At 64.8% G+C, this 24,242-nt stretch carries 22 protein-coding genes; 4 read left to right on the top strand and 18 right to left on the bottom strand.

Features of this window, described 5'->3' with window-relative positions:
- Positions 1-273 precede the first annotated feature (273 nt).
- The 7 genes from gshB to N0K08_RS19895 all read right to left on the bottom strand — a co-directional run bounded on the left by gshB (position 274) and on the right by N0K08_RS19895 (position 10,097).
- Positions 274-1,224, bottom strand: coding sequence for a glutathione synthase (gene gshB, locus N0K08_RS19925; RefSeq protein WP_261502153.1), 951 nt, complete (start codon positions 1,222-1,224; stop codon positions 274-276).
- A gap of 81 nt (positions 1,225-1,305) precedes the next feature.
- Complete coding sequence (locus N0K08_RS19920; protein WP_261502152.1) at positions 1,306-2,487, bottom strand: benzoate/H(+) symporter BenE family transporter; 1,182 nt, start codon at positions 2,485-2,487, stop codon at positions 1,306-1,308.
- A gap of 53 nt (positions 2,488-2,540) precedes the next feature.
- On the bottom strand, positions 2,541-4,409 hold the full coding sequence (locus tag N0K08_RS19915) for a potassium transporter Kup (protein ID WP_261502151.1): 1,869 nt from the start codon (positions 4,407-4,409) through the stop codon (positions 2,541-2,543).
- 97 nt (positions 4,410-4,506) lie between these two features.
- Complete coding sequence (gshA, locus tag N0K08_RS19910) at positions 4,507-5,802, bottom strand: glutamate--cysteine ligase (protein WP_261502150.1); 1,296 nt, start codon at positions 5,800-5,802, stop codon at positions 4,507-4,509.
- Positions 5,803-5,842: 40 nt separating this feature from the next.
- Positions 5,843-7,309, bottom strand: a complete 1,467-nt coding sequence (locus N0K08_RS19905; protein ID WP_261502149.1) for a TrkH family potassium uptake protein — start codon at positions 7,307-7,309, stop codon at positions 5,843-5,845.
- 9 nt (positions 7,310-7,318) lie between these two features.
- On the bottom strand, positions 7,319-8,782 hold the full coding sequence (trkA, locus tag N0K08_RS19900) for a Trk system potassium transporter TrkA (protein ID WP_261502148.1): 1,464 nt from the start codon (positions 8,780-8,782) through the stop codon (positions 7,319-7,321).
- 34 nt (positions 8,783-8,816) lie between these two features.
- Complete coding sequence (locus N0K08_RS19895) at positions 8,817-10,097, bottom strand: glutamate-5-semialdehyde dehydrogenase (RefSeq protein WP_261502147.1); 1,281 nt, start codon at positions 10,095-10,097, stop codon at positions 8,817-8,819.
- A 145-nt stretch (positions 10,098-10,242) separates the two neighbouring features.
- On the opposite strand from N0K08_RS19895, the gene N0K08_RS19890 reads away from it, so the two are divergent.
- On the top strand, positions 10,243-10,533 hold the full coding sequence (locus N0K08_RS19890; protein WP_261502146.1) for a hypothetical protein: 291 nt from the start codon (positions 10,243-10,245) through the stop codon (positions 10,531-10,533).
- Between the two features lie 79 nt (positions 10,534-10,612).
- Here N0K08_RS19890 and holA read toward each other — a convergent pair whose 3' ends face one another.
- Genes holA through leuS form a run of 3 tightly spaced genes read right to left on the bottom strand, consistent with a single transcriptional unit; the run spans position 10,613 to position 14,910 of the window.
- Complete coding sequence (holA, locus tag N0K08_RS19885; protein ID WP_261502145.1) at positions 10,613-11,662, bottom strand: DNA polymerase III subunit delta; 1,050 nt, start codon at positions 11,660-11,662, stop codon at positions 10,613-10,615.
- Between the two features lie 7 nt (positions 11,663-11,669).
- Positions 11,670-12,173 (bottom strand): LPS-assembly lipoprotein LptE, encoded by a 504-nt coding sequence (locus N0K08_RS19880; RefSeq protein ID WP_261502144.1) that lies wholly within the window; start codon positions 12,171-12,173, stop codon positions 11,670-11,672.
- Position 12,174: 1 nt separating this feature from the next.
- On the bottom strand, positions 12,175-14,910 hold the full coding sequence (gene leuS, locus N0K08_RS19875) for a leucine--tRNA ligase (RefSeq protein WP_261502143.1): 2,736 nt from the start codon (positions 14,908-14,910) through the stop codon (positions 12,175-12,177).
- Positions 14,911-15,205: 295 nt separating this feature from the next.
- Between leuS and N0K08_RS19870 the strand changes: the two genes are divergently transcribed.
- A complete protein-coding gene (locus N0K08_RS19870) occupies positions 15,206-16,423 on the top strand; it encodes a mechanosensitive ion channel family protein (protein WP_261502142.1) in 1,218 nt (405 codons plus the stop codon).
- A gap of 8 nt (positions 16,424-16,431) precedes the next feature.
- Here N0K08_RS19870 and N0K08_RS19865 read toward each other — a convergent pair whose 3' ends face one another.
- The 4 genes from N0K08_RS19865 to N0K08_RS19850 form a co-directional block, all read right to left on the bottom strand.
- Entirely contained in the window at positions 16,432-16,872 is a 441-nt protein-coding gene (locus N0K08_RS19865) for an ExbD/TolR family protein (RefSeq protein WP_261502141.1), read from the bottom strand.
- Between the two features lie 16 nt (positions 16,873-16,888).
- On the bottom strand, positions 16,889-17,584 hold the full coding sequence (locus tag N0K08_RS19860) for a MotA/TolQ/ExbB proton channel family protein (protein WP_261502140.1): 696 nt from the start codon (positions 17,582-17,584) through the stop codon (positions 16,889-16,891).
- Between the two features lie 8 nt (positions 17,585-17,592).
- Positions 17,593-18,432 carry a 4-hydroxy-tetrahydrodipicolinate reductase gene (dapB, locus tag N0K08_RS19855; protein ID WP_261502139.1) on the bottom strand — a complete coding sequence of 280 codons (840 nt, stop codon included), beginning with the start codon at positions 18,430-18,432 and terminating at the stop codon, positions 17,593-17,595.
- 64 nt (positions 18,433-18,496) lie between these two features.
- The gene (locus N0K08_RS19850; RefSeq protein ID WP_261502138.1) at positions 18,497-19,057 is read right to left on the bottom strand and encodes an outer membrane protein assembly factor BamE; all 561 of its coding nucleotides are present in this window, start codon (positions 19,055-19,057) and stop codon (positions 18,497-18,499) included.
- A 153-nt stretch (positions 19,058-19,210) separates the two neighbouring features.
- On the opposite strand from N0K08_RS19850, the gene fur reads away from it, so the two are divergent.
- Positions 19,211-19,645 carry a ferric iron uptake transcriptional regulator gene (fur, locus tag N0K08_RS19845; protein ID WP_261502137.1) on the top strand — a complete coding sequence of 145 codons (435 nt, stop codon included), beginning with the start codon at positions 19,211-19,213 and terminating at the stop codon, positions 19,643-19,645.
- 194 nt (positions 19,646-19,839) lie between these two features.
- Here fur and hprK read toward each other — a convergent pair whose 3' ends face one another.
- From hprK to hpf, 3 genes are all read right to left on the bottom strand, one after another.
- Entirely contained in the window at positions 19,840-20,793 is a 954-nt protein-coding gene (gene hprK / locus N0K08_RS19840; RefSeq protein WP_261502136.1) for an HPr(Ser) kinase/phosphatase, read from the bottom strand.
- A 12-nt stretch (positions 20,794-20,805) separates the two neighbouring features.
- Positions 20,806-21,279 carry a PTS sugar transporter subunit IIA gene (locus N0K08_RS19835; RefSeq protein ID WP_261502135.1) on the bottom strand — a complete coding sequence of 158 codons (474 nt, stop codon included), beginning with the start codon at positions 21,277-21,279 and terminating at the stop codon, positions 20,806-20,808.
- A 137-nt stretch (positions 21,280-21,416) separates the two neighbouring features.
- Positions 21,417-21,764 carry a ribosome hibernation-promoting factor, HPF/YfiA family gene (gene hpf / locus N0K08_RS19830; RefSeq protein WP_261502134.1) on the bottom strand — a complete coding sequence of 116 codons (348 nt, stop codon included), beginning with the start codon at positions 21,762-21,764 and terminating at the stop codon, positions 21,417-21,419.
- 371 nt (positions 21,765-22,135) lie between these two features.
- On the opposite strand from hpf, the gene N0K08_RS19825 reads away from it, so the two are divergent.
- On the top strand, positions 22,136-23,056 hold the full coding sequence (locus N0K08_RS19825; RefSeq protein ID WP_261502132.1) for a phosphoribosylaminoimidazolesuccinocarboxamide synthase: 921 nt from the start codon (positions 22,136-22,138) through the stop codon (positions 23,054-23,056).
- Between the two features lie 202 nt (positions 23,057-23,258).
- Here N0K08_RS19825 and N0K08_RS19820 read toward each other — a convergent pair whose 3' ends face one another.
- Entirely contained in the window at positions 23,259-24,215 is a 957-nt protein-coding gene (locus N0K08_RS19820; RefSeq protein ID WP_261502131.1) for a tetratricopeptide repeat protein, read from the bottom strand.
- Positions 24,216-24,242 lie beyond the last annotated feature (27 nt).

Here is a 24,242-nt window from a genome sequence, read left to right as displayed (position 1 = left end):
TAAAGATCTGCAAGAAGTTTGACTTTCTTGCTGGACTCGCTGTGATCAGCTGAGCCTCGAATTCTACAACAGTTTTAAAGACCCTGTCAACTTTAAGTTTCTTGCCGCCGATTCAGTTAAACAACTGTTTCAGCAGCGCAGCCTTGCATTGTAGCCCGATTTTTTGACCGTTTTTCCAAACTTGGCCCGAAATTTGAAATCAACCTTGTCGGTCCATTTCCCGACCTTCGGTCGGCAAACGCACCGCGTTGCGGTGCATTTGTCATGCGGGCATCAATTGTCGCGCAGTTCCTGCTCCAGGGCATCCAGAAACAGTGCAGCAACATCACAGCCAGTCTGGTCATAGATCTCCTGGAAGCAGGTCGGGCTGGTCACATTGATCTCGGTGACGCAGTCGCCAATCACATCCAGGCCGACCAGCAGCAGTCCGCGCTGCATCAGGATGGGGCCCAGGGCTTCGGCGATGGCCCGGTCCTTGGCGCTGAGTGGCTGGGCTACGCCCTTGCCGCCGGCCGCCAGGTTGCCGCGCACTTCATTGCCCTGGGGAATGCGCGCCAGGCAATAGGGCACGGGCTTGCCGCCAATCACCAGCACCCGCTTGTCGCCTTCGACGATCTCGGGGAGGAACTTCTGCACCATCACGCTTTGCGCGCCCTCCCGGTTGAGGGTTTCGATGATGCTGCCCAGATTGCGGCCGTCGGCGCCGACACGGAAGATGCCCATGCCGCCCATGCCGTCGAGGGGCTTGAGGATGATGTCCTGGTGCTCGGCATGGAACGCCCGGATCTCCGCGGCATCCCGAGTCACCAGCGTCGGGCCGATGAATTCGGGGAATTCCATGATGGCCAGCTTTTCCGGGTGCTCACGCAGCGCGCTGGGCTTGTTGAGGACTTTGGCGCCTTCGCGCTCGGCCTGCGTCAGCAGGTGGGTGGCGTAGAAGAACTCGCTGTCGAACGGCGGATCCTTGCGCATCAGCACGGCGTCGAATTCGGCCAGATCCACACGGCGTGTGCCCTGCTCGGCAAACCATTCGTCGGCATCGCCCGTGAGAGTGATGTCCCGCACCAGTGCCGACACCTTGCTGCCGCGCTGCCAGGAAATGCTTTGCACTTCGCAGGCGGAGATCGCATGACCGCGCCGCTGGGCTTCGCGCATCATGGCAAAGGTGGTGTCCTTGTGGATCTTGAAAGACGCGAGGGGGTCGGCGATGAAAAGAAAGTTCATGGTAGTCACTACAGTTGCAGCCCCAGGGGGCAGGCCAGACGCCGGGGAAATGCTTCCCGGCAGCGCAAGAACAACGCGCGCTCAAGCACGGCGGCGACCATACTGTTGCACAAATAAGGCCAGGCTGCCGGCCAGCAGCCCCCACAGGGCCGAGCCAATGCCGGCAATCACCACACCGCTGAGTGTGACCAGGAAGGTGATCAGCGCTGCCTCGCGGTGTTTTTCCTCGGCAAAGGCCGACGTCAGCCCCGCGCCTATGCTGCCCAGCAGCGCCAGGCCGGCGATGGCCGCGACCAGCTCACGCGGAAACGCTGCCAGCAGACCCGTCACCACGGCGCCGAAAGTCCCTATCAATAGATAGAACACACCGCAGGCGGCCGCAGCCGAGTAGCGCCGGCGCGGATCGGCATGGGCTTCGGGCCCCATGCACAGGGCCGCCGTGATGGAGCTGAGGTTGAGCGCAAACGCGCCAAAGGGGGCGAGCAGCAAGGTGGCCAAGCCGGTCATGGTGATCAGCCGCGACACCGGCAAGTCATAGCCCGAAGCGCGTATGACCGCCACACCGGGCAGATTCTGCGAAGCCATGGTCACAATGAACAGCGGCACGGCCAGGCTGACCGCGGCCGACCAGGACCATTCGGGTGCGGTGAACACCGGCACGGCCAGCGTCCAGTGGACTGCGGACCAGACCATGTCGCCGCCCGCGGCCGCCACCGCCACGCCGCAGGCCAGGGTCCAGACCACGCAGTAGCGCGGCGCGATGCGGCGCGCCACCAGATAAGTCAGCAGCATGGCCAGCACCAGGGGCAGCGCGGTCTGGGCCGCGGCAAAGGCCTGCATGCCAAAGCGCGCCAGCACGCCGGCCAAAAGCGCCGAAGTGATGGCCACGGGAACGCGGTGCATCAGGCGTTCGAGGGCACCACTGGCGCCGACAAGGACTGTGAGCAAGGCGGCCAGCATGAAAGCGCCAATGGCCTGCGCCATGCCAAAGCCCTCGCCGGCCAGTCCGGCGGTGGCCAGGACGGCGGCGCCCGGCGTGGACCAGGCGATCATCACCGGCTGGCGCAGCCACAGCGACGGCAGCAGGGTGCACAGGCCCATGCCCAGGCCGAGCGCCCAGACCCAGGAGGTGGTCTGGGCCGGCGTGGCGCCGAAGGCCTGCGCGGCCTGGAACACCAGGGCGATGGAACTGGTGAAGCCGACCAGCATGGCGATGAAGCCGGCGGCGACCGTGGACAGGCTCGAATCTCTGAAGAACTGCATGCCCTATTCTGGCAGCAGGCACGCCCGCAAGCGGGCGCCGAGACGACAGCGGTTTACAGCTCGATCTTGGAGCCCAGCTCCACCACCGCATTGTTGGGCAGGCGCAGGAAATCGGATACGCGGCTGGCGTTGCGGTGCATTTGCGCAAACAGCTTCTCGCGCCAGGGTGCCATGCCCTGGCGCATGCCGGGGATGACCACATCGCGCGACACGAAGTAGCTGGTGTTCATGGGGTTCAGCGCATAGCCCAGGTCCGGCAGCTGGGCCAGGGCCTTGGGCAGGTCGGGATCGTTCTTGAAGCCGTAATGCACAGCCACCTGCCAGCAATGACCGCCCAGGAACGTGGCCTGGACCCGCCGCTCCATGCCCACCCAGGGGACTTCATGGTTGTGCACGGTGACAAAAAGATTCTGCATGTGCAGGATCTTGTTGTGCTTGAGGTTGTGCAGCAGCGCCGGCGGGACCGTGCCGGGCTCGCCCGACAGGAAGACCGCCGTGCCGTCCACGCGCTGCGGTGGGTGCAGCCACAGCGAACGCAGGAAGCCCGGCAGCTCGATGGCCTCGCTTTGCATGCGCTCGTGCAGCAACTGGCGACCACGCCGCCAGGTCATCATCAGCAGGAACACCACGCCGCCTATGGTCAGCGGGAACCAGCCGCCCTGGAACAGCTTGAGCAGGTTGGAGCTGAAAAAGGCCAGATCGATCACGAAGAAGCAGCCCGTGGCCGCCCAGCACAGCAGCCAGGGGTAATGCCAGCGGTAATGGATCACGAAGAAGGTCAGCAGCGTGGTGATCAGCATGTCCAGCGTGACGGCGATACCGTAGGCCGCGGCCAGGTTGCCGCTGGAGCGGAACATCATCACCGCCATCACGATCGCCGCGAACAGGCTCCAGTTGACCAGGGGGATGTAGATCTGCCCGGCTTCCTTGACGCTGGTGTGGCGGATTTCCAGCCGCGGCAGATAGCCCAGCTGAATGACCTGGCGCGTCACGCTGAAAGCGCCGGTGATCAGCGCCTGCGAGGCGATCACGGTCGCCAGCGTGGCCAGCAGCACCAGCGGCAACAGGGCCCAGGGCGGCGCCATGTGGAAAAACGGGTTCTTGACCGCTTCGGGCTGGGACAGCAGCAGCGCGCCTTGGCCGAAGTAATTGAGCGTCAGCGCCGGCATGGCCACGGCGAACCAGGCCAGGCGGATGGGTTTCTTGCCAAAATGCCCCAGGTCGGCATACAGCGCTTCGGCACCGGTGACGCACAGCACCACCGCTCCGAGGATGATGAAGGCCACGCCCGGCTGGCGCCAGATGAAGCCGATGGCGTGGTGAGGGCTCAGGGCGGCGAGAATTTCGGGGTGATCGAGAATTTGCCGCACGCCCAGCAGCGCCAGGCAGAAGAACCACAGCAGCGTGACAGGGCCGAAGAACTTGCCTATGCCAGCGGTGCCGCGCTTTTGCACGGCGAACAGGGCCAGCAGCACCAGCAGCGTCAGCGGCAGGACCAGCTGGCGAAAGTGCGGAGAGACCACTTCCAGGCCCTCGACCGCCGACAGCACCGAGATCGCTGGCGTGATGACGCCGTCGCCATAAAACAGCGAGGTGCCGAAAATGCCTATGGGCAGCAGCACGGAACGCAGGCGGGGCCGGTCCTTGACCGCCTGAGAGGCCAGGGCCAGCATGGCCACCAAGCCCCCTTCGCCATTGTTGTCGGCGCGCAGCACCAGGGTGACGTACTTGAGCGAGACGATCAGCGTGAGTGTCCAGAACAGGATGGACAGAATGCCGTAGACATTGGCGTGGGTAAAAGGCACATGGCCGGAGCCAAAGACTTCCTTGACGGTGTACAGCACGCTGGTGCCGATATCCCCGTACACCACTCCAATGGCACCCAAAGTGAGTGCTGCCAGCGAGGATTTTGTGTGATTCACTGAACGCCCCCAGGATCAATATTGTCCCGGAGCTCCCTGTCTTGATGAAGCCGCCATTGTGCGCCGTCGGCCTGTGGTGACCGGCGGCGGCCCAGGGTCAGTCGTAGATTTCCGCGTCGGGGTTGGTGGCTTCCAGCTCGTAGCTCGCCGCCAGCATCGCCAGCCGGCCGATCACGCCGTACATGTAGAAGCGGTTGGGCGCGCTCGCACCCGGGCGGGCGCCGAGCTGGGGCAGTTGGGTGCTGTGCTCGAAAGCCAGCGGCACGAAGCCTGCGCCCGGAGCGTTGAGATTTTCATCGGCGCCGCGTTCGGGGTGCATGCGGTAGAAGCCGCCGACCACATAGCGGTCCATCATGTAGACCACGGGCTCGGCCACGGCATTGTTCATGCGCTCCTGGGTCAGCACGCCTTCCTGGATGATCACGTCGTGCACGGCCTGGCCGTCCTTGATGACGCCCATCTTGTTGCGCGACTTGCGCGTGAGCACTTCCAGGTCCTTGGCGTCGCGCACCGTCATCACGCCCATGCCGTAAGTGCCGCGATCGGCCTTGACCACGACAAAAGGCTTTTCCTTGATGCCGTATTCCTTGTACTTGCGGCGGATCTTGGTCAGCAGCATGTCGACCTGGGTGCTGAGACCGTCCATGCCGGTGCCGTCGTTGAAGTCCAGGCCTTCGCAGTGCGTGAACATCGGATTGATCAGCCAATGGTCTATGCCCAGCAGCTTGCCAAAGCGCTTGGAGACTTCCTCGTAGCTCTGGAAATGGCGGCTCTTGCGGCGCACGCTCCAGCCCGCGTGCAGCGGCGGCAGCAGGTATTGCTCGTACAGCTCTTCAACGATGCCCGGCGCGCCGGCCGACAAGTCGTTGTTGAGCAGGATGGTGCAGGGGTCGAAGTCCTTCAAGCCCAGGCGGCGCTTGTTGCGGATCACCGGCTCCAGCGTCACCGAATCGCCGTTGGGCAGATTGACCACCGTGGTCTTCTTGATTTCGCGGCTGATGGAACCGATGCGCACATTCAGCCCGGCCATCTTGAAGATGCGCTGGAGCTGCACAACGTTGTTTAAATAAAACGTATTGCGAGTGTGGTTTTCAGGAATGATCAGCAGATTGCGGGCTTCCGGGCAGATTTTTTCAATCGCTGCCATGGCTGCCTGCACTGCCAGAGGCAGCATTTCGTCGGTCAGGTTGTTCCAACCACCGGGAAAAAGATTGGTGTCGACAGGGGCGAGCTTGAACCCCGCATTGCGGATGTCGACAGACGAGTAGAACGGAGGCGTGTGCTCCATCCACTCCAGGCGAAACCAGCGTTCGATCGCCGGCATGGAATCCAGAATACGCTGTTCAAGCTCGTTGATCGGGCCGGTTAGAGCCGTGATGAGATGCGGAACCATTGGTACCCTCAGGAGACGGTGGTGTATTGGATTGTAGGGATCAGCGCCGCCAAAAGGATGGTGTCAGCAGCGCCATAAAACTCAGAATCTCCAGCCGCCCCAAAAGCATGGCCAGCGTGCAGATCCACATTTGAAAATCCGTGAGGACGGCATAGTTGGATGCTGGCCCGATGCCCCCCAGGCCCGGGCCCATGCAGTGCACGCTGGCCAGGATGGCGGAAAAGGCAGTCACCGGATCCAGGTCGGTGAGCAGCAGCAGCATGCTCAAGATGATCACGGTGGCGCCGTAAACCAGCATGAAGGCCAGCACGGAGAAAATCATGCGATTGTCCACTACTGACGATCCCAGGCGCACAGGTTGTACCGCGCGAGGGTGCACCAGGCGCGTCAATTCGCGCCGCGCCTGCTTGAGCAGGATCAACATGCGCACCATTTTGATGCCGCCGCCGGTCGAGCCCGCGCTGGTCGCCACGCCGGACAAAAGCAGCATCATCACCGGCACGAAAACCGGCCACTGCAGATAGTCCACGGTGGCAAAACCGGTGGTCGTGGCGACCGAAACCACATGGAACAGGCCGTAGCGCAGCGCGTCCAGGGGCGCATACACGCCCTTGACCCACAGCAGCAGCGCCGCGAACAGTCCGCAGCCCAGCAGCACGCCGATGGTGGCGCGCATTTCGGGGTCGCGCCAGAAGCCCTGCAGTTGGCCTTTGCGCATGGCCACGAAGTACAGCGCGAAGTTGCAGCTGGCCAGCAGCATGAAGATCAGCGCAATGCCTTCGAGCAGCGGTGAATCGAAGTAGGCAAAACTCGTATCGTGCGACGACAGCCCGCCCAGGCTCACGGTGGTGAACATGTGCATCAAGGCGTCCATGGGCGTCATGCCGCCGGCCCAGAAGGCCAGGCCGCAGGCCAGGGAAAACACGCCGTACACCCCCCACAGCCCCTTGGCGGTTTCCGTCATGCGCGGCGTGAGTTTGGTGTCCTTGATGGGGCCGGCCGCTTCGGCGCGAAACAGCTGGCTGCCGCCCACTCCCAGCAGCGGCAGCACGGCCACGGCCAGGATCAGAATGCCCATACCGCCCAGCCACTGCAGGAAAGTGCGCCAGATGTTGATCGACATCGGCAGGCTGTCCAGGCCGGTGAGCACGGTCGCACCCGAGGTCGTCAGGCCGGAAACGGCTTCGAAGTAGGCATGGGTGAAGGAAATCGGCACACCGACCTGGTGCAGCACCAGCATCAGCGGCAGGCTGGCGCACAGCGGCAGCACCATCCAGACCAGGCTCACCAGGATCACGCCGTGGCGTGGCTGCAGTTCGCGGCGAAAGCGGTTCATGCCCAGCCACAGCAGCAGGCCGGCCGTGACCGTCACCCCCATGGACAGCAGGTACAGGCGCCACACATGCTCGCCCCGGAACCAGGACACGCCCAAAGGCAGCAGCATGCCCAGGGCGAACATCACCAGCAGCATGCCCAGCACGCGCAGAACGGGAAACAGGTCACGCATGGGGCGCTGTCAGAAGAAGGTGGCGCTCACGCGGAACAGCTTTTCCACGTCGCGCACCAGGCGCTTGTTCGGCAGAAAGAACACCACATGGTCGTTGCTTTCAATCACCGTGTTGCTGCGGGGAATGATGACCTGCGGCTCCACGGGCGCCCTGGGCGGTGCGTCGGGATCGGGCGGTGTGTCTTCCAGGCCGCGCACGATGAGGCCGATGTGCACTTCGGACGGCAGGCGCAGTTCTTCGACCCGGCGGCCGACCACGCGCGAGCTCTTGCGGTCGCCGCGGGCAACGATTTCCAGCGCTTCGGCCACGCCCCGGCGCAGGCTGTGCACGGCCTGCACATCGCCGCGGCGCGCATAGGCCAGCAGTTCGCCGAGCATGGCCTGGGCCGGCGACAGCGCAATGTCGATCTGCGTGCCGTGCATCAGGTCGGCATAGGTGCGGCGGTTGATCAGCGACAGCACGCGCGTGGCGCCCATGCGCTTGGCCAGCAGGCAGGACATGATGTTGTCCTCGTCGTCGTCGGTCAGCGCGAGGAACAGGTCGACCTCTTCCACGCTTTCGTCACCCAGCAGGTCCTCGTCGGTCGAGTCGCCGTGCAGCACCAGCACGTCGCTCGGCAGCACGGAGGCCAGCTCGGTGCAGCGCTGCTCGTTTTCCTCGAGGATCTTGATGTTGAACTGGCCCGGCACCTGGGCCAACTGGCTGGCCAGACGCTGGCCGACACGCCCGCCGCCCACAATCATGATGCGGCGCACGGGCTTGGCCTGCTGGCCGCGCGGGCGGTGCAGCGTGCTCAGGATTTCGGGCAGATGGGCGCGCGCCGCGAGCACGAAGACTTCGTCTCCGGGCTCGATCAGCGTCATGCCGTCACAGCGCACAAAACGGTCGGGCTCCTCGGCAAACCGCCGGTAGATCGCGACCAGGCGCATGGCCAGCTCCGGCATGCTGTCGCGCAGCTCGCCGATGCGCAGGCCCACGGCCGGAGCGCCGGCGCGTGCGCGCGCGGAAGCCAGGCAGGCCCGGCCGCCGGCGAACTCGCGCACCTGCAGCGATTCGGGGTAGTCGATGAGCTTGCGGATATAGCGGGTCAGCGACTCTTCCGGACAGATGATGCGGTCCACCGCAAAGCCGTCCTTGCCCAGCAGGGGCGAGTCGGGCTCGAACTCCGAAGAGCGCACGCGCGCAATCCGGGTCGGCACGTTGAACATCATGTGCGCCACCTTGCAGCACACCAGATTGGTTTCATCCAGCGCGGCGCAGGCGATCAGCAGATCGGTGTCGCGCGCGCCGGCTTCGGCCAACACGGCCGGATCGGTGCCGTTGCCCAGCACGCCGCGCAAATCGAAGCGCGTTTCCAGCTCGCGCAGCCGGCGGCTGTCGGTGTCGATGACGGTGATGTCATTGCGCTCGGACACCAGGCTTTCGGCCACGCTGTAACCCACGCGCCCCGCACCCAGAATGATGATTTTCATGGAATTCGCAGGTGATGCAGGACGCGGGGAGCCGTCAGATGCGGATCTCGCCTTCGCCCAGCACGACGTACTTGAGCGAGGTCAGGCCTTCGATGCCCACCGGGCCGCGCGCATGGAACTTGTCGGTGCTAATGCCGATTTCGGCGCCCAGGCCGTACTCGAAGCCGTCGGCGAAGCGGGTGCTGGTGTTGACCATCACGCTGGCCGAGTCGACTTCGCGCAGGAATTGCTGTGCATGGCGGTGGTCGGTGGTGAGAATGGCTTCGGTGTGGCCGCTGGAGTAGCGGTTGATGTGCGCAATCGCCTCGGCCACGTCCGCCACCACCTTGATGCTGATGATGGCCGCGAGGTATTCCTCGCTCCAGTCCTGCTCGGTCGCCGGCACCAGCTGGGCGCCGGGCACGGTCTGCAGCAAGGCCAGGGATTCGGGGCAGCCGCGCATTTCCACGCCCTTGGCGGCAAACACCGCGCCGATGGCGGGCAGGAACTGCGCCGCCACGCCGCGCGCCACCAGCAGGCTTTCGCTGGCATTGCAGGGGCTGTACTTGCTGGTCTTGGCGTTGTCGGCCACCTTGACGGCCATGGCCAGGTCGCAAGGGTCGTCGACGTAGGTGTGGCAGTTGCCGTCCAGGTGCTTGATCACGGGCACCTTGGCGTCGCGGCTGATGCGCTCGATCAGGCCCTTGCCGCCGCGCGGAATGATCACGTCGACATATTCGGGCATGGCGATGAGCTGGCCCACGACTTCGCGGTCAGTGGTCTGCACCAGTTGCACCGCGTGCTCTGGCAGGCCGGCTTCGGCCAGGGCCTGCTGCACCAGCCGGGCCAGCGCCTTGTTCGAAGCGATGGCTTCCGAGCCGCCGCGCAGAATGCAGGCGTTGCCGCTCTTGATCGACAGGCTCGCGGCCTCGATGGTGACGTTGGGACGGCTTTCGTAAATCATGCCGAAAACGCCGATGGGCACGCGCATCTGGCCCACGCGGATGCCGCTGGGCTGCTGCTTCATGCCGACGATTTCGCCGATCACATCGGACATGGCCGCGAGCTGCTCGCAGCCCTGGGCGCAGGTTTCGAGCACCTTGGGGGTCAAACGCAGGCGGTCGACCATGGGGGCCGACAGGCCGTTGGCCTCGGCCGGCGCCAGGTCCAGCGCGTTGTCGGCCTGCAGGGCCGCGGTGTTTTCGCGCAGCAGCCGTGCCAGCGCCAGCAGGGCGCGGCTTTTGGTGGCCGCCGAGGCGCGGGCCATCTTTGCCGAGGCAGCTTTGGCCTGGGCACCAAGGGTGTGTGTGTATTCCACGATATTGAGCGCGTTCATGCCGCGATTTTGACCGAGTTGCGGCCCGCACAGCGTCTGGTGGCGCAGAAGCCTCACTTCCCCATGCGCCGAGCGCTTGGCACAATGTCACCATGGCCGGCCCATGCCGCCCGCCCCGACCACCTACACCCTCTGGAGAGAAGACATGACCGTCAACACCGCACTGTTTGAACTGCATGCGCTGCAGCAAGGCTTGCAGCAGCTGGCGGCCGAGAAAATCACGGTCGAGGAACTCAGCGCCCAGGCCCGCGCGTCCAGCCATCTGCTGGCCAGCCTGCCGCCGCGCTATTCCACGGTGCTGATGGACCTGCTCGACCGGATCGAAGCCAGCGCCCTGTTCACCGAGGAAAGCTGCTCGTTCAGCCAATCCGATCTGCTGGCCCATTTGCAGGGCTGGGCGGACAAGGCCCAAGAGACGTTGGAACTCACCCCCTGAGCGACTTCGTCGCTTCCTCGCTGCCCCCTGTTGGGCCGCGCCAGTGTTATGCGTCGCTGACGATGCGAACGCTATAGGTCTACGCTTTGAATGATTGAACGACTTCAAAGGCCAGGCGGCGCAAGGCTTGCCAGCCGTCCTGGGGCCAGCCGGGGGCCTTGAGGCCCTTGACGATGCCGTCCACGGTGTGCGCGGACTGCAATAGCTGGGCTGCGGCCTGGTCGCTCAGGCGGGGCACGACGCGCTCGAACAGCCGCTCTTTCACGCCCCAGATGCGTTGCTCGCGCAAGGCCATGGGCAGGGGGCGGCCGCCAGCGATCGCGTCCTTGACGCGCTTGAGGGAGCGAATGTCTTCGGCCAGTGCCCAATGCACCAGCACTTCGGCCACGCCTTCGGCCTGCAGGCCGTCGAGCATGCGCTGCACGCGCGCGAGCTGGCCGGACAGCACGGCTTCCGACAGCTTGAACACGTCGTAACGCGCCACATTCAGCACCGCCTGCTCGATCTGCGCGCTTTGCAGCTCGCCGGGCGGGTACAGCAGGGCCAGTTTCTGGATTTCCTGGTGCGCGGCCAGCAGATTGCCTTCGACCCGGTCAGCGAAGAACTGCAGCGTACGCTGGCCTTCCTCGCCCGCGGCCACGCGCTGGCCCTGGGCGCCCAGCCGCTGGGCGATCCAGGACGGCAGGGCCGTGCGCTCGATGGGCTCGATCTGCAGCGTGACGCCATGGGCTTCGAGCGCGGCAAACCAGGCCCCGCTCTTGGTGGCCTTGTCCAGGCGCGGCAGCATCACCAGGGTCAGCGTGCTGTCGTTGCCTTGCGCGGCTTCGGCCAACTGCTGCAGCGCCAGGCTGCCGTCCTTGCCGGGCTTGCCCGAAGGAATGCGGACTTCGAGGATTTGCTTGTCGGCAAACAGCGACAGCGAACCGCCGGCCGCGAGCACCGCACTCCAGTCGAAGTGCGCGCCGGCGACGGTATGGCTGCTGCGCTCGGAATAACCCGCGGCACGCGCCGCGGCACGGATGGCGTCGGCCGCCTCCTGCTGCTGCAGCGGCTCGTCGCCGTGCAAGGTGTAGAGCGCGCGCAGGCCTTTGCCCAGATGGGCGTTGAGCTGATTCAGAGCAAGCTGCATGGGCGCGTCACAGCGTCTTCACGGCAGCCAGTCGGCGCAGCAGCTGCTGCACCACATCGGTCTGCATGTTGCGGTAGAGCATTTGCTCTTCCGCCTCCTTGGACAGGGCGATGGTTTCGTTGTAGCTGATGTCGCGCTGCTGCAGCAGTTCGGTATCGGGAATGATTTCGTCGCCGTTGGGCTTGCGCAGCAGGAAATGCACGCGCAGGCGCAGTTGCAGTTCGCGCACCTGGCCCGAAGCGTTGAGGCCCACGACCACACGTTCCCGGTTCTCGCTCAACAGCACGAAGATGACTTCGGCGGAATCGGGCGAACTGGGGTCGCGCAGCACTTTGAGCGCGTCCGTCGACGAGGCCAGCGTGCGCTCGAGCTCGCGTGCCAGCATCGAGCCACGCGGGGCCTGGACGAACAGCGAGCGGAATGCGAACTCGGGCACGCCGCGCAGGCGGAACCCGCACGCCGCCAGCATTGGCACCACGGACACCAGAGAGAGCAGCGTGCGTTTGCGCATGTCAGATCACCACGTTCACGAGTCGGCCCGGCACCACCACCACTTTTTTGGGAGCAGCACCCGCGGCCTGTTTCAGGAAAGCGTCGCTGGCCAGGGCCAGGCGCTCGATTTCGGCCTTGTCCGCCGTGGCGGACACCAGGATGGAGCCGCGCAGCTTGCCGTTGACCTGCAGCATCAGCTCGATCTCGTCCTGCACCAGGGCTGCGGCATCGACCTGCGGCCAGGGCGCATCCAGCAGTTCACCCAGGTGCTGGCTGTAGCCCAGGCTGCTCCACAGCGCATGGGTGACGTGGGGCGTGGCCGGGTACAGGCAGCGCAGCAGGATGCCAAAGCCTTCGATGGCCGCGATCTGGCCTTCGGGCGTATCCGTGCCCTTGAAGCTTTCCAGCGCGTTGATCATCTTCATCGCGCCCGAGACCACGGTGTTGTACTGCATGCGCTGGTAGTCGTAGTCCACCTGCTTGAGCACGCTGTGGATTTCCAGGCGCAAGGCCTTGGCGTCCTTGCCGAAGGCCACGCCTTGCAGGTCACCGGCGCTGGCGCTCACCGCGTCGGCGGCCGCGTAGTCGCTGCCCAGCAGCTTGAAGCCGTAGTTGTAGACCCGGCGCAGGAAGCGGTAGCTGCCTTCGACGGCCGCGTCGTTCCACTCCAGCGTGGCTTCGGGCGGCGCCGTGAACATGGTATACAGGCGGGCCGTGTCGGCGCCGTACTTGCCGATCAGCTCCTGCGGATCGATGCCGTTGTTCTTGGACTTGGACATGGTGCCCACGCCCTCGTAGTCGATGACCGTGTCCACGGGCAACAGGCCGTCGGCGCTTTCGACCTCGACCTTGAGCTTGGCGCCCACGATCTTGCCGGTCTCGTCGAGCACATGCTCCACGTCCTTGGGCCAGAAGTATTCCTTCGCGCCCTTGGCCGTGCGGCGGCTGTAGATGTGGTTGAGCACCATGCCCTGGGTCAGCAGCTGCGAGAACGGCTCGTCGAACTTGACCAGGCCCAGGTCGCGCATGACCTTGGTCCAGAAACGTGCGTACAGCAGGTGCAGGATCGCATGTTCGATGCCGCCGATGTACTGGTCCATGCCGCTGCCGCCATGGGCGCCTTGCGGGTCACGCATCCAGTAGTCCGTGCCTGCGCCGACCATCTGCTCGGCGTTCTGGGCGTCGCAATAGCGCATGAAGTACCAGGAGCTGTCCACGAAGGTGTCCATGGTGTCGGTCTCGCGGCGTGCGCTCTTTCCGCAGCAGGGGCAGACCACGCCGGCGTGGAAGACTTCACTCTTGACCAGCGGATTGCCCGAACCATCGGGCACCAGGTCTTGCGGCAAGACCACGGGCAGGTCTTTTTCCGGCACCGGCTGGGCACCGCAATCGACGCAATGGATGATGGGGATGGGCGTGCCCCAGTAGCGCTGGCGGCTCACACCCCAGTCGCGCAGGCGCCAGGTGGTTTTCTTCTCGCCCAGGCCCAGGGCGGCGACCAGTTCGGCCACCTTGTCCACGGCCTGCGCGCAGCTCAGGCCGTCGAGCACGCCGGAATTGACGCAAACGGCCTTTTGCTTGTCGCCGTACCAGTCGGCCCAGGCTTCGGTCGAGAAGCTCTCGCCTTCGGCAGCCACGACCTGGCGAATCGGCAGGTCGTACTTCTGGGCGAAAGCGAAGTCGCGCTCGTCATGGGCGGGCACGCCCATCACGGCGCCGTCGCCGTAGCCCATCAGCACGTAGTTGCCGACCCAGACCGCGACCTGCTGGCCCGTCAGCGGGTGGGTGACGAACAGGCCCGTGGGCATGCCCTCTTTTTCCTTGACGGCGAGTTCGGCTTCGGTGGTGCCGCCCTTCTTGCATTCTTCAATGAAGGCCGCGAGCGCGGGATTGCTGGCGGCGGCGTGCATGGCCAGCGGGTGCTCGGGAGCGACCGCGCAGAAGGTCACGCCCATGACGGTGTCGGCACGCGTGGTGAACACGTACATCTTGCCGTCCTGGATCAGCGTGCCTTGGGCGTCGCGGATGTCGTGCGTGAACGCAAAGCGCACGCCGCTGGACTTGCCGATCCAGTTTTCCTGCATCAGGCGCACCTTGTCGGGCCAGCCGGTCAGCGTGGCCTTGTCGTTGCCGACCTGAACGTGGTCCAGCAGCTCCTGGGCGTAATCCGTGATCTTCAGGTAGTAGCCCGGGATCTCGCGCTTTTCCACCAGCGCGCCGGTACGCCAGCCGCGGCCGTCGATGACCTGCTCGTTGGCCAGCACGGTCTGGTCGACCGGGTCCCAGTTCACGACCTGGGTCTTGCGGTAGGCAATGCCCTTGTCCAGCATCTTCAGGAACAGCCACTGGTTCCAGCGGTAGTAGGCCGGGTCGCAGGTCGAGATCTCGCGGCTCCAGTCGATGGCCAGGCCCATGGACTGCATCTGCTTCTTCATGTAAGCGATGTTGTCGTAGGTCCACTGGGCCGGCGGCACCTTGTTCTTCAAGGCCGCGTTTTCCGCGGGCAGGCCGAACGCGTCCCAGCCCATGGGCATCAGGACGTTGAAGCCCTTCATGCGCAGCTGGCGCGCCAGCATGTCGTTGATGGTGTAGTTGCGCACATGGCCCATGTGCAGCTTGCCGCTGGGGTAGGGCAGCATGGAGCAGGCGTAGAACTTCTTCTTGCTGCTGTCTTCGGTGACACGGTAAGCGTCACGGGCGGCCCAGTGCTCATGCGCCGCGCGCTCGAGCTCGATGTGGTTGTATTTGTCTTGCATGATGGAGAGCGGGATCCGGCAGCAGGTCGCCGGTGAAAGCCAAGGTCAACCGGGATTTTAGGCTGGACGCCACACCGCACCATCGCGGCTGGCTATGTCCCTCTGCGCTGCAGCCGGCAAAAGGGTCTTGAACGCGCGCTTCACCGGCTTTTGCCGCGCTTGCCTATGCTGTGCAATCCGTCCGGCCGACGCATGGAACTTGTTGCGCGGCCTTCGGTCTCACCCCGTCTTTTCCCGCCTTCTTGAGGAGTCTCTTCTGGTGCCTTGGTCATTGATTTCCGAACTGGACCCATGGATGCAATCCGTCATGGGTCTGGTCCTGCTGGCACTGCTGGCCGTCGCGAGCCGTTATCTGGCGCAGTTTCTCCTGCAGCGCGTGGTGCGCCGGGTGCGCCTGGGCCTGGCCGCGAACTGGGCGGACATCCTGCTGCACGACAAGGTGCTGCGGCGGCTCACGCAGACCGTGCCGTGGCTGGTCGTGCAGATCGGCATGGCCGATGTGCCCCACCTGCCGGCGCGGCTGCATGGTCTGCTGCTGAACCTGGCGGTCGCGGTGAGCATCGTGCTGGTGCTGCGCACGTTCAACGCGCTGCTCGATGCGATGAACGAGACCCACGACCGCAAGGAACGGATCAAGAACTCGACGCATTCGATCAAGAGCTATGTGCAGTTGGGCAAGCTGCTGGCGGTGCTGGTCGCCTCCGTACTGGTCATGGCCACGATGCTGGACCGCTCGCCCCTGCTGCTGCTGTCGGGCCTGGGCGCGCTGTCGGCCGTGCTGATGCTGGTCTTCAAGGACACCATCTTGTCGTTCACCGCCGGCGTGCAGCTGGGCTCGAACGACATGATCCGGGTCGGCGACTGGGTGGAAATGCCCCAGGTCGGCGCCGACGGCTTTGTGATCGACATCGCGCTCAACATCGTCAAGGTGCAGAACTGGGACAAGACCATCACCACCATTCCCACCTGGAAGCTGATGAGCGACAGCTTCAAGAACTGGCGTGGCATGTCGCTGTCGGGCGTGCGCCGCATCCGCCGCGCGCTGCGCATCGACGCCGACACCATCCAGGTGCTGAGCGATGCGCAGTTGCAGGAGTTGTCGAAAGTGGCGCTGCTGCAGGACTATCTGGCCGACAAGCGCGCCCAGACCGCGGCCCTGCCCGCCTCGGCGTTCGCGCAGGCCGCGCCCTTCCAGCCGCTGCAGCTGACCAATCTGGAGCTGCTGCGCGCCTACGCCTATGCCTATCTGCGGGTCCATCCGGGCATACAGCAGGACACCTACCTGCTGGCGCGCACGCTGGAGCCGACCACCGAAGGCGTGCCGCTGGAGCTGTACTGCTACACCTCCACTTCGGTCTGGGTCGAGTACGAGAACATCCAGGGCAGCATTTTCGACCACCTGATGGGCGTGCTGCCGGAGTTCGGCCTGCGCCTGTACCAGCGCCCTTCGGGCAGCGATGTGCTGTCGGGACTGCGGCCGCTGGCCACGGGGGCGGCCCACCGCGGCGACTGATGGCTTGATCAGCGGGCCGGCGCGGCCGGCTCGGCCACGAAGCCGATGCGTTCCAGGCCGGCCGCATGGGCCCAGCCCATCACGGCCACCACCCGCCCATAGGGCACGGCGGCATCCGCGCGCAGTTGCAGTTCGGCCTGCGGGTGAGCGGCGGCCAGGGCCGCCAGGCGCTCGCGCAACTGGACCTCGTCCAGCGCGGCGCCGTCGACCCACAGATCGCCCTGGGCGTCGACTGTAAGCGCCAGGGCCTGTTCAGGAGTGGCAGGAGTGGCCGGTGCCGTCCCCTGGGCCTGGGGCAGGCGCACACGCAACGAGGCCGCGAGCACGGGCGCGGCCAGAATGAAAATCACCACCAGCACCAGCATCACATCGACCAGCGGGGTGACATTGATGCCGCCCAGCGGCTCAGGCCGTGGCGTGGTGCTGTGGTCGAAGCGGCCGAATGCCATGGTGCGGCGGCAGGATTCAGGCCCGGGGAGCCGCGGCCGGTTCGGTCGCAGCGCCGAAGACGGCCTGTACATCGTGGGCAAAGCCTTCGAGGTCGGCTTCGATGCGGCTGGCACTGCGGCCCAGCAGGTTGTAGCCCAGCACGGCCGGAATGGCCACGGCCAGGCCCGCGGCCGTCATCACCAGCGCTTCGCCGACCGGCGCGGCCAGTTGATCAATACCAATGTTCTGGCTGCCGGCCAGCATGGACAGCGCATGGTGAATGCCCCAGACCGTACCCAGCAGGCCCACGAAGGGCGCAATCGTGGCCACCGTGGCCAGCAGCACCTGGCCCCACTGCAAGGGCTCGCTCGCGGCCTGCAAGGCTTCACGCAGGCCGCGCGTGAGCCGTGCCGAGGCGGCGCCCTGCTGGGCCAATGGGGCGGAACTGCCGCCGGAAGCCGTCTTTGACGACGCTCTATGCGCCTCCAGCGCCTGCACCATGGGCAGCACCAGGCCGCAGGCATCGAGCGCCTCCACCCGGGAGCGGGCCGTGGCGACATCGGTCGCCTGCCAGAACGCGGCCAGGCACAGCGGCACCTGGCGCTGGGTGCGTGCCAGCAGCCAGGTCTTGTAAGCCATGACCACCCAGCTGACCACCGACAAGGCCAGCAACAGCAAGGCCGTGGCCTGAGTGACCAGGTCGCCTTGTTGGAGCCAGAGCCAGCGGTCCATGGGCTGGATCAGCGCAGGCCCAGCACGTCGAACATGTCGAACATGCCATGCGGCTTGTCGGCCAGGAAGTGCACGGCGCGCAGACTGCCCTGGGCATAGGTTTCGCGGCTCGAGGACTTGTGGGAGATTTCTATGCGCTCGCCGATGCCGGCGAACAGCACGGTGTGGTCGCCGACGATATCGCCGCCGCGCACCGTGGCAAAACCGATGGACGAAGGGTCGCGCGCGCCGGTATGGCCGTAGCGCTCGTAGACCGCGCATTCGTTCAGGTCGCGGCCCAGGGCTTCGGCGATCACTTCGCCCATCTTCAGCGCCGTGCCCGAAGGCGCGTCGACCTTGTGGCGATGGTGGGCTTCGACGATTTCAATGTCATAGCCCGTGGACAAGGCCTTGGCCGCCATTTCCAGCAGCTTGAGCGTGACGTTCACGCCCACGCTCATGTTCGGCGCCAGCATCACGGCGACTTTTTGCGCGCCTTCGGCCAGGGTCTGCTTTTGCGCATCGCTGAAACCGGTCGTGCCGATCACCAGCTTCACACCCAGCTCGGTGCAGACCTGCAAATGGGCCAGCGTGCCTTCGGGACGGGTGAAATCGATCAGCACCTGCGCTTCGGCCAAGCCCTGGTGCAGGTCGGAAGTGATGGTCACGCCGCTGGCGTGGCCCAGAAAAGCCGACGCATCCAGGCCCAGGGCCGGGCTGCCGGGCACATCCAGCGCACCAGCCAGAACACAGTCCGGGCTGTTGTGGATGGCTTCGATCAGCATGCGGCCCATGCGGCCGGAGGCGCCGGCAACGGCGATGCGGTGGCGCGCTGCAACGGCAGCGGCAGGCGATTGATTCGCGGTCATGTATGTCCTGTATTCCAAGAAAGCCGCGCACCGCGCCTGGCCAGCGCCGCGCGCGCAAAAAAACTCAGCGGCCGCCCGCTTCCAGCGGTGGGTACTGCTTGGACGAAGCGTCGGGCAGCGGCTGTTCGTTGTCGGTGACAGGTGTCGCCGGCGCGGGGAAGCGCGACAGCTGCTCTGACGTGGCTTCGAGCACCGGCACCTTGCCGCCGACCTTTTTCGACGCCAGGGTGGCGACAAAGTCGGCTTCGAGCGGCATTTCGTCGCCTTCGTGGCGCAGCAATCGGTCGCCCTCGAAGAACACGGTGAGCTTGCGCGTCTGGGCAGTCACGCCCGGGCGTTTGAGCGTGAACACGTATTCCCAGCGATCCGCGTGGAACACGCTGGTCAGCAGCGGCGTTCCCAGGATGTCACGCACCTGCTGGCGGCTCATGCCTGGAGACAGGGCCTCGACCTGTTCGCGGGACACAAAATTGCCCTGAACCACTTCGACCTTGTAAGGGGTGACAGCGCTGGCAGCGCTGGCGATGGAATGGCTCGCGCTGTCAAAGCTGCCACAGGCAGCCAGGACGGCAGCGACCACCACAGTCAGCGCCAGACGGGCACTGCAACGGACTTGGACATGCATGGATAATGGCATAAGGGCTATGATGGAATTCATTGTAGCGGCTGGTCCCTCCAGGACTCGACATTCCCCGCACCCTCGGCGCGAGGGCCATTTCCGTTGCCTGCATTGCCCTCCGCCGCGGACGTGATCGCAGGCACTCAAAAAGACCCTGTCATGACGAATATCGACGAACTCAAAAGCACGGGCCTCAAGGCCACCTTGCCACGCCTCAAGATTCTGGAAATCTTCCAAAAAGGCACGCAACGCCACATGACGGCCGAAGATGTGTTCCGCGTGCTGCTGGACGAGCGCTCGGACATCGGCCTGGCCACGGTCTACCGCGTGCTCATGCAGTTTGAGCAGGCCGGCATCCTGATCCGCAGCAACTTCGAAAGCGCCAAGGCGGTCTACGAACTCAACGAAGGCCAGCACCACGACCACTTCATCTGCACGGCCTGCGGCAAGGTGGAGGAGTTCTACGACGCCGAAATCGAAAAGCGCCAGGTACAGATCGCCAAGGCCAAGGGCTGGGTCATCCATGACCACGCCATGTCGCTGTACGGCCAGTGCACCAGCTGCGCAAAGACCGCAACCCCAGGCCACCGCTGAAATAGTTACACCAGCAAACAAAAAAGGCGCCTTGGGCGCCTTTTTTGCTGCCCTTCTGCTTCGCAGAGGGCGCCGGTAAACGCCGCAGAGCGCCCGAGAAGGGCTGCACCCGCCGTCGCCGGGCCGCCCCAAGGCGGCGGACGGCCCCCATGGGGGGCAGCGGCTACGCGAAGCGAGCAAGCGTGGGGGCCATTTCAGCTGTTGCCCTGCTCCATGGCGCGGCGGTGGCGGTCGATGAATTCCTGATAAGTGTCTATGCCCCGCAGCTGCAGGATGGTGTTGCGCACTGCGGCCTCGACCAGCACGGCGATATTGCGCCCCGCCACCACCTGGATCACGGCCTTGAGCACGGGCACGCCCAGCACGTCCTGGGTCAGCGGCTCGTAAGGCATGCGCTCGTACTCGCGCTCCAGCGTTTCCTTGCGCACCAGATGCACGATCAGCTTGAGGCGCATCTTGCGGCGCACGGCCGTCTCGCCAAAGATGGCGCGGATGTCGAGCAGACCGATGCCGCGCACTTCCAGCAGGTTTTGCAGCAGATCCGGGCATTTGCCTTCGATGGTGGCCTGGTTGATGCGGTACAGATCGACCGCATCGTCGGCCACCAGGCCGTTGCCGCGCGAAATCAGCTCCAGCCCGAGTTCGCTCTTGCCCAGGCCCGACTCGCCGGTGATCAGCACGCCCATGCCCAGAATGTCCATGAACACGCCGTGCATGGTGGTGCGGTCGGCAAAGTGCTTGGACAGGTAGGCGCGCAGCACGTCGATCACGAAGGCCGAGTTTTCGGCGGTCGAGAACATCGGGATTTGCGCCTGCTCGCACATCGACAGCAGCTCGGGCGGCGCCACCTGGCCGTCGGCCAGCACCAGCACCGGTGGCTCCAGCGTCACGATGCGCGCCACGCGGCGCTGGCAATCGATGGAGCTGGACTTGCTCAGGTAGGCGATTTCGCGTTCGCCCAGCACCTGCACGCGATAGGGATGGATGTAGTTGAGGTAACCGACCAGATCGGCGCCCGAGCGCGCCGAGCGCACGGCCATTTCATCAAAGCGCCGTTCCGAGGCACCGAGGCCGGCCAGCCATTCCCAGCGCAGGGACGCACGAAAAGCCTGGAACAGCAGGTCGGCGCTAATCGCGTTGGGGCGCATGGATAACCCGGCTCAGGGCAGCGGCGCCGCCGCGGAGTGCCAATGGGCCAGCATGCCGTGCAGCATTTCGGCGTTGTCGCAGGCCTTGATTTTTTCACGCAGGCCGGTGTCGCTGAGCAGCTCGGCGATCTCGGACAGGATTTCCAGATGCTTTTGCGTGGCCGCTTCAGGCACCAGCAAGAAGATGAGCAAACCCACGGGCTGCTCGTCGGGCGCATCGAAACCGATGGGACGGGCAAGCTGGAACACAGCCGCCATCGGCGACTTCAATCCCTTGATACGGCCATGGGGAATGGCCACGCCATGGCCCAGACCGGTCGAGCCCAGGCGCTCGCGCGCAAACAGGCTGTCGGTGATCAACGCACGCGACAAGCCGTGCAAGCTTTCGAACAACAGCCCGGCTTCTTCGAAAGCGCGTTTCTTGCTGGTGGCGTCGACGCTCACAAGGACTTGAGCGGCAGGCAGGATGGAGGCTAGACGATTCATGATGTTAGGAAGGAATTATGCACCCTCCGCTCAGCCAGTGCCGGGAATACCCGAGGCATGTGAAAAAGCCGCCTGCTGGCGGCTTTTGCTGTCAGATGGCGTCTATATCTCGCCATCGTTGCAATGGGCACGGCGTCTCAAGCGTCTGCCAGCACCATTGCGTCGCGCTTGGGAGTATCAAACCGCCCGGATTGCAAGCGCGTCTTGTGCTCCACGACCTTGCGGTCCAACTTGTCCACGAGAGCATCCACGGCAGCGTACAGATCGAAATGCGCGCTTTGCGCAAACAGGTCGCTGCCCTTGACCCGTACCGTACATTCAGCCCGCTGGCGTTTTTCCTTTTCCTTCTGGTTCTCCACGGTCAGCAAGACCTTTACGTCCACTACTTGATCGAAATGCCTAAGAATCCTTTCGAGCTTGCTCATCACATAGCTGCGCAATGCCGGGGTCACCTCCAGATGGTGTCCACTGATAATCAGGTTCATACGTAAGCCTCCAGTGCCCAAGGTAAAGAAAGCCCCTGCCGGCAACACAGTCAACCGGTAGGGCTTGCAAGCTTGAATGCGCATTCGTCGCTTGAATTCACTATGCGCCCGACCTCGACCAATTGCAATGCGATAACGCCATGCCGCAGTAGGCTTTACGGGGGCTTTTCCCAAGCGCCCGAAAACCACGCACAATCGTTGGAGTTGATGCAACCTGCCCGGCCCCGACATCCAAGGGCCTGGCCCCACCTGGCGCCCGTCCTGGGCCCGGCTTGCCGCCTGCGGAGCCCCAGTCCCGGCCCGGGCCTTAGAATCCTGCCGGGAAAGGGTCCCGCACCCTGCCCAGGCCTTGATCGCAACCATTCGTACCCATGAACCAGCCCAGCCCTTCCGCCCTGCACACTTCCGCCCTGACTTCGCTGCCCCTGCTGGCGCGTGGCAAGGTGCGTGACAACTACGCCGTGGGCGATGACCGCATCCTGATGGTGGCCAGCGACCGCCTGTCGGCCTTCGACGTGATCATGGGCGAGCCCATTCCCGGCAAAGGCGTGCTGCTTACGCAAATGGCCTTGTTCTGGTTCGACAAGCTCGGCCACATCTGCCCCAACCACCTGACAGGCGACGTGCCCGAAAGCGTGGTCACGCCGGCTGAAATCCCCCAGGTCCAGGGCCGCTCCATGCTGGTCAAGCGCCTCAAGCCCATCCTGGTCGAAGCCGTGGTGCGCGGCTACCTGGCCGGCAGCGGCTGGCAGGAATACCAGGCAAGCCAGTCGGTCTGCGGCGTGCCGCTGCCCGCCGGCCTGACCAATGCCGCCAAGCTGCCCGAGCCCATCTACACGCCCGCGGCCAAGGCCGAAATGGGTGACCACGACGAGAACATCACGTTCGAGCGCACGGTAGAGATGGTCGGTGTAGAACTGGCCACCCGCATTCGCGACCTGAGCATCCAGATCTACAAGGAAGCCGCGGCGATTGCGCTGACCAAGGGCATGATCATTGCCGACACCAAGTTCGAGTTCGGCCTGACCACCGACGGCGAACTGGTGCTGATGGACGAAGTGCTGACGCCCGACAGCTCGCGCTACTGGCCCGTGGAAGGCTATGCCGACGCCCTGGCCGCCGGCGCCAACCCACCGAGCTACGACAAGCAGTTCGTGCGCGACTGGCTGGAACAGGCCAAGGTCAACGGCAAGCCCTGGGACAAGACGGCGCCCGCGCCGCGCCTGCCCCAGGAAGTGATCACCAAGACCGCCGCCAAGTACCGCGAAGCCCTGGATCGCTTGACGGCTTGAAGTTAGGTTTTGGGCGGCTTGCCGCCCAAAACCTAACCGGCCGCAAAGGCCGGATTGGAGGGGTATTCAGCGGAATCAGCGATGCCCGCTGTCCCATGCAACTGGCGCGCCCCAGCAAGGGGGCAGCGAGGAAGGGCCGCCCCGCACCGAGGCTGCCGTCCCCCTCCACCGAAGGTTGCGCGTCAGCGGCTCAGGGGGTGCTTTAATTCAGCGCCATGCTGAGCTTGCGGCGGTAGCTGTTGAGCATGGCCGTGGTTTCGTCTTCCTGCTGTGCCGACTTGCCGGTCAACTCGATGCCGCCGGCCGTCTTGCCGGGCACGCCGGCGTCGGCCTTGGGCTTGGCCGGGGTCAGCAGCTCGAGCACGCCCACATACAGCTTGCGCGCAGCGTCCTGGTTCCAGGTCTTGTCGCGCATGATGATTTCCAGCAGCTCGTCCATGGCTTCGGTCCACTGGCCTTCGGCGACCAGCACCCGGGCCTTGTCGAAGCGGGCGTCGAAATCGCGGCGGTTGGCGGCGATCAGCGCGTCGAAATCCTCGAGCGGCCAGTTGCCGCGCTCGTTGGTGTCGACAAACTGCAAGGCGTCGAGCCAGCGCGACAGCGCATCAAAGCGCAGCGCCAGCGGAATGCGCTTGAGCGGATCGCGCAGCAGGGCTTCGGCTTCTTCGAAGCCGCCCGTGGCGATCAGCAGACGCAGGTAGTCAAAGCGCGCGTCGTCATTGCCCGGGTCGGCGGCCACGGCATCGGCCAGCTTCTGCAGGGCGGCACCGGTGTCGCCGGCTTCGAGCAGCTGCTGCGCCGCATCGACTTCGGACTCGGCCGCCAGCACGGCTTCGGAAGGCAGGTGCTTGTCGAGGAATTCGCGCAGCTGGCCTTCGGTCTGGGCGCCCATGAAGCCGTCCACCGGCCGGCCGCCCATCATCAGCACACAGGTCGGCACCGAGCGGATGCCGAACATGCCGGCCAGCTGCTGCTCCTGGTCGGAGTCGACCTTGACCAGCTTGAAACGGCCGCCATAGGCGACTTCCAGCTGGTCCAGCAGCGGGCCCAGCGTCTTGCACGGACCACACCAGGGAGCCCAGAAGTCCACCAGCACGGGCACAGCCATCGAGGCGGTGATCACCTCGGCTTCAAAGTTTTCTATAGTGACATCGATCATGGGTCGAAGCCCTTTGACGGGCCGGTG

This window comes from Acidovorax bellezanensis (assembly GCF_025421555.1).
Taxonomy (GTDB): Bacteria; Pseudomonadota; Gammaproteobacteria; order Burkholderiales; family Burkholderiaceae_C; genus Comamonas; species Comamonas bellezanensis.
This window is presented reverse-complemented; position numbering and strand designations above follow the sequence as displayed.

What these genes read in the sequence shown, in the direction of transcription:
- gshB (WP_261502153.1), bottom strand. Translation starts at nt 1,224, where the DNA reads ATGAACTTTCTTTTCATCGCCGACCCCCTCGCGTCTTTCAAGATCCAC.
- N0K08_RS19920 (WP_261502152.1), bottom strand. Translation starts at nt 2,487, where the DNA reads ATGCAGTTCTTCAGAGATTCGAGCCTGTCCACGGTCGCCGCCGGCTTC.
- gshA (WP_261502150.1), bottom strand. Translation starts at nt 5,802, where the DNA reads ATGGTTCCGCATCTCATCACGGCTCTAACCGGCCCGATCAACGAGCTT.
- N0K08_RS19905 (WP_261502149.1), bottom strand. Translation starts at nt 7,309, where the DNA reads ATGCGTGACCTGTTTCCCGTTCTGCGCGTGCTGGGCATGCTGCTGGTG.
- trkA (WP_261502148.1), bottom strand. Translation starts at nt 8,782, where the DNA reads ATGAAAATCATCATTCTGGGTGCGGGGCGCGTGGGTTACAGCGTGGCC.
- N0K08_RS19895 (WP_261502147.1), bottom strand. Translation starts at nt 10,097, where the DNA reads ATGAACGCGCTCAATATCGTGGAATACACACACACCCTTGGTGCCCAG.
- N0K08_RS19890 (WP_261502146.1), top strand. Translation starts at nt 10,243, where the DNA reads ATGACCGTCAACACCGCACTGTTTGAACTGCATGCGCTGCAGCAAGGC.
- holA (WP_261502145.1), bottom strand. Translation starts at nt 11,662, where the DNA reads ATGCAGCTTGCTCTGAATCAGCTCAACGCCCATCTGGGCAAAGGCCTG.
- N0K08_RS19880 (WP_261502144.1), bottom strand. Translation starts at nt 12,173, where the DNA reads ATGCGCAAACGCACGCTGCTCTCTCTGGTGTCCGTGGTGCCAATGCTG.
- leuS (WP_261502143.1), bottom strand. Translation starts at nt 14,910, where the DNA reads ATGCAAGACAAATACAACCACATCGAGCTCGAGCGCGCGGCGCATGAG.
- N0K08_RS19870 (WP_261502142.1), top strand. Translation starts at nt 15,206, where the DNA reads ATGCAATCCGTCATGGGTCTGGTCCTGCTGGCACTGCTGGCCGTCGCG.
- N0K08_RS19865 (WP_261502141.1), bottom strand. Translation starts at nt 16,872, where the DNA reads ATGGCATTCGGCCGCTTCGACCACAGCACCACGCCACGGCCTGAGCCG.
- N0K08_RS19860 (WP_261502140.1), bottom strand. Translation starts at nt 17,584, where the DNA reads ATGGACCGCTGGCTCTGGCTCCAACAAGGCGACCTGGTCACTCAGGCC.
- dapB (WP_261502139.1), bottom strand. Translation starts at nt 18,432, where the DNA reads ATGACCGCGAATCAATCGCCTGCCGCTGCCGTTGCAGCGCGCCACCGC.
- N0K08_RS19850 (WP_261502138.1), bottom strand. Translation starts at nt 19,057, where the DNA reads ATGCATGTCCAAGTCCGTTGCAGTGCCCGTCTGGCGCTGACTGTGGTG.
- fur (WP_261502137.1), top strand. Translation starts at nt 19,211, where the DNA reads ATGACGAATATCGACGAACTCAAAAGCACGGGCCTCAAGGCCACCTTG.
- hprK (WP_261502136.1), bottom strand. Translation starts at nt 20,793, where the DNA reads ATGCGCCCCAACGCGATTAGCGCCGACCTGCTGTTCCAGGCTTTTCGT.
- N0K08_RS19835 (WP_261502135.1), bottom strand. Translation starts at nt 21,279, where the DNA reads ATGAATCGTCTAGCCTCCATCCTGCCTGCCGCTCAAGTCCTTGTGAGC.
- hpf (WP_261502134.1), bottom strand. Translation starts at nt 21,764, where the DNA reads ATGAACCTGATTATCAGTGGACACCATCTGGAGGTGACCCCGGCATTG.
- N0K08_RS19825 (WP_261502132.1), top strand. Translation starts at nt 22,136, where the DNA reads ATGAACCAGCCCAGCCCTTCCGCCCTGCACACTTCCGCCCTGACTTCG.
- N0K08_RS19820 (WP_261502131.1), bottom strand. Translation starts at nt 24,215, where the DNA reads ATGATCGATGTCACTATAGAAAACTTTGAAGCCGAGGTGATCACCGCC.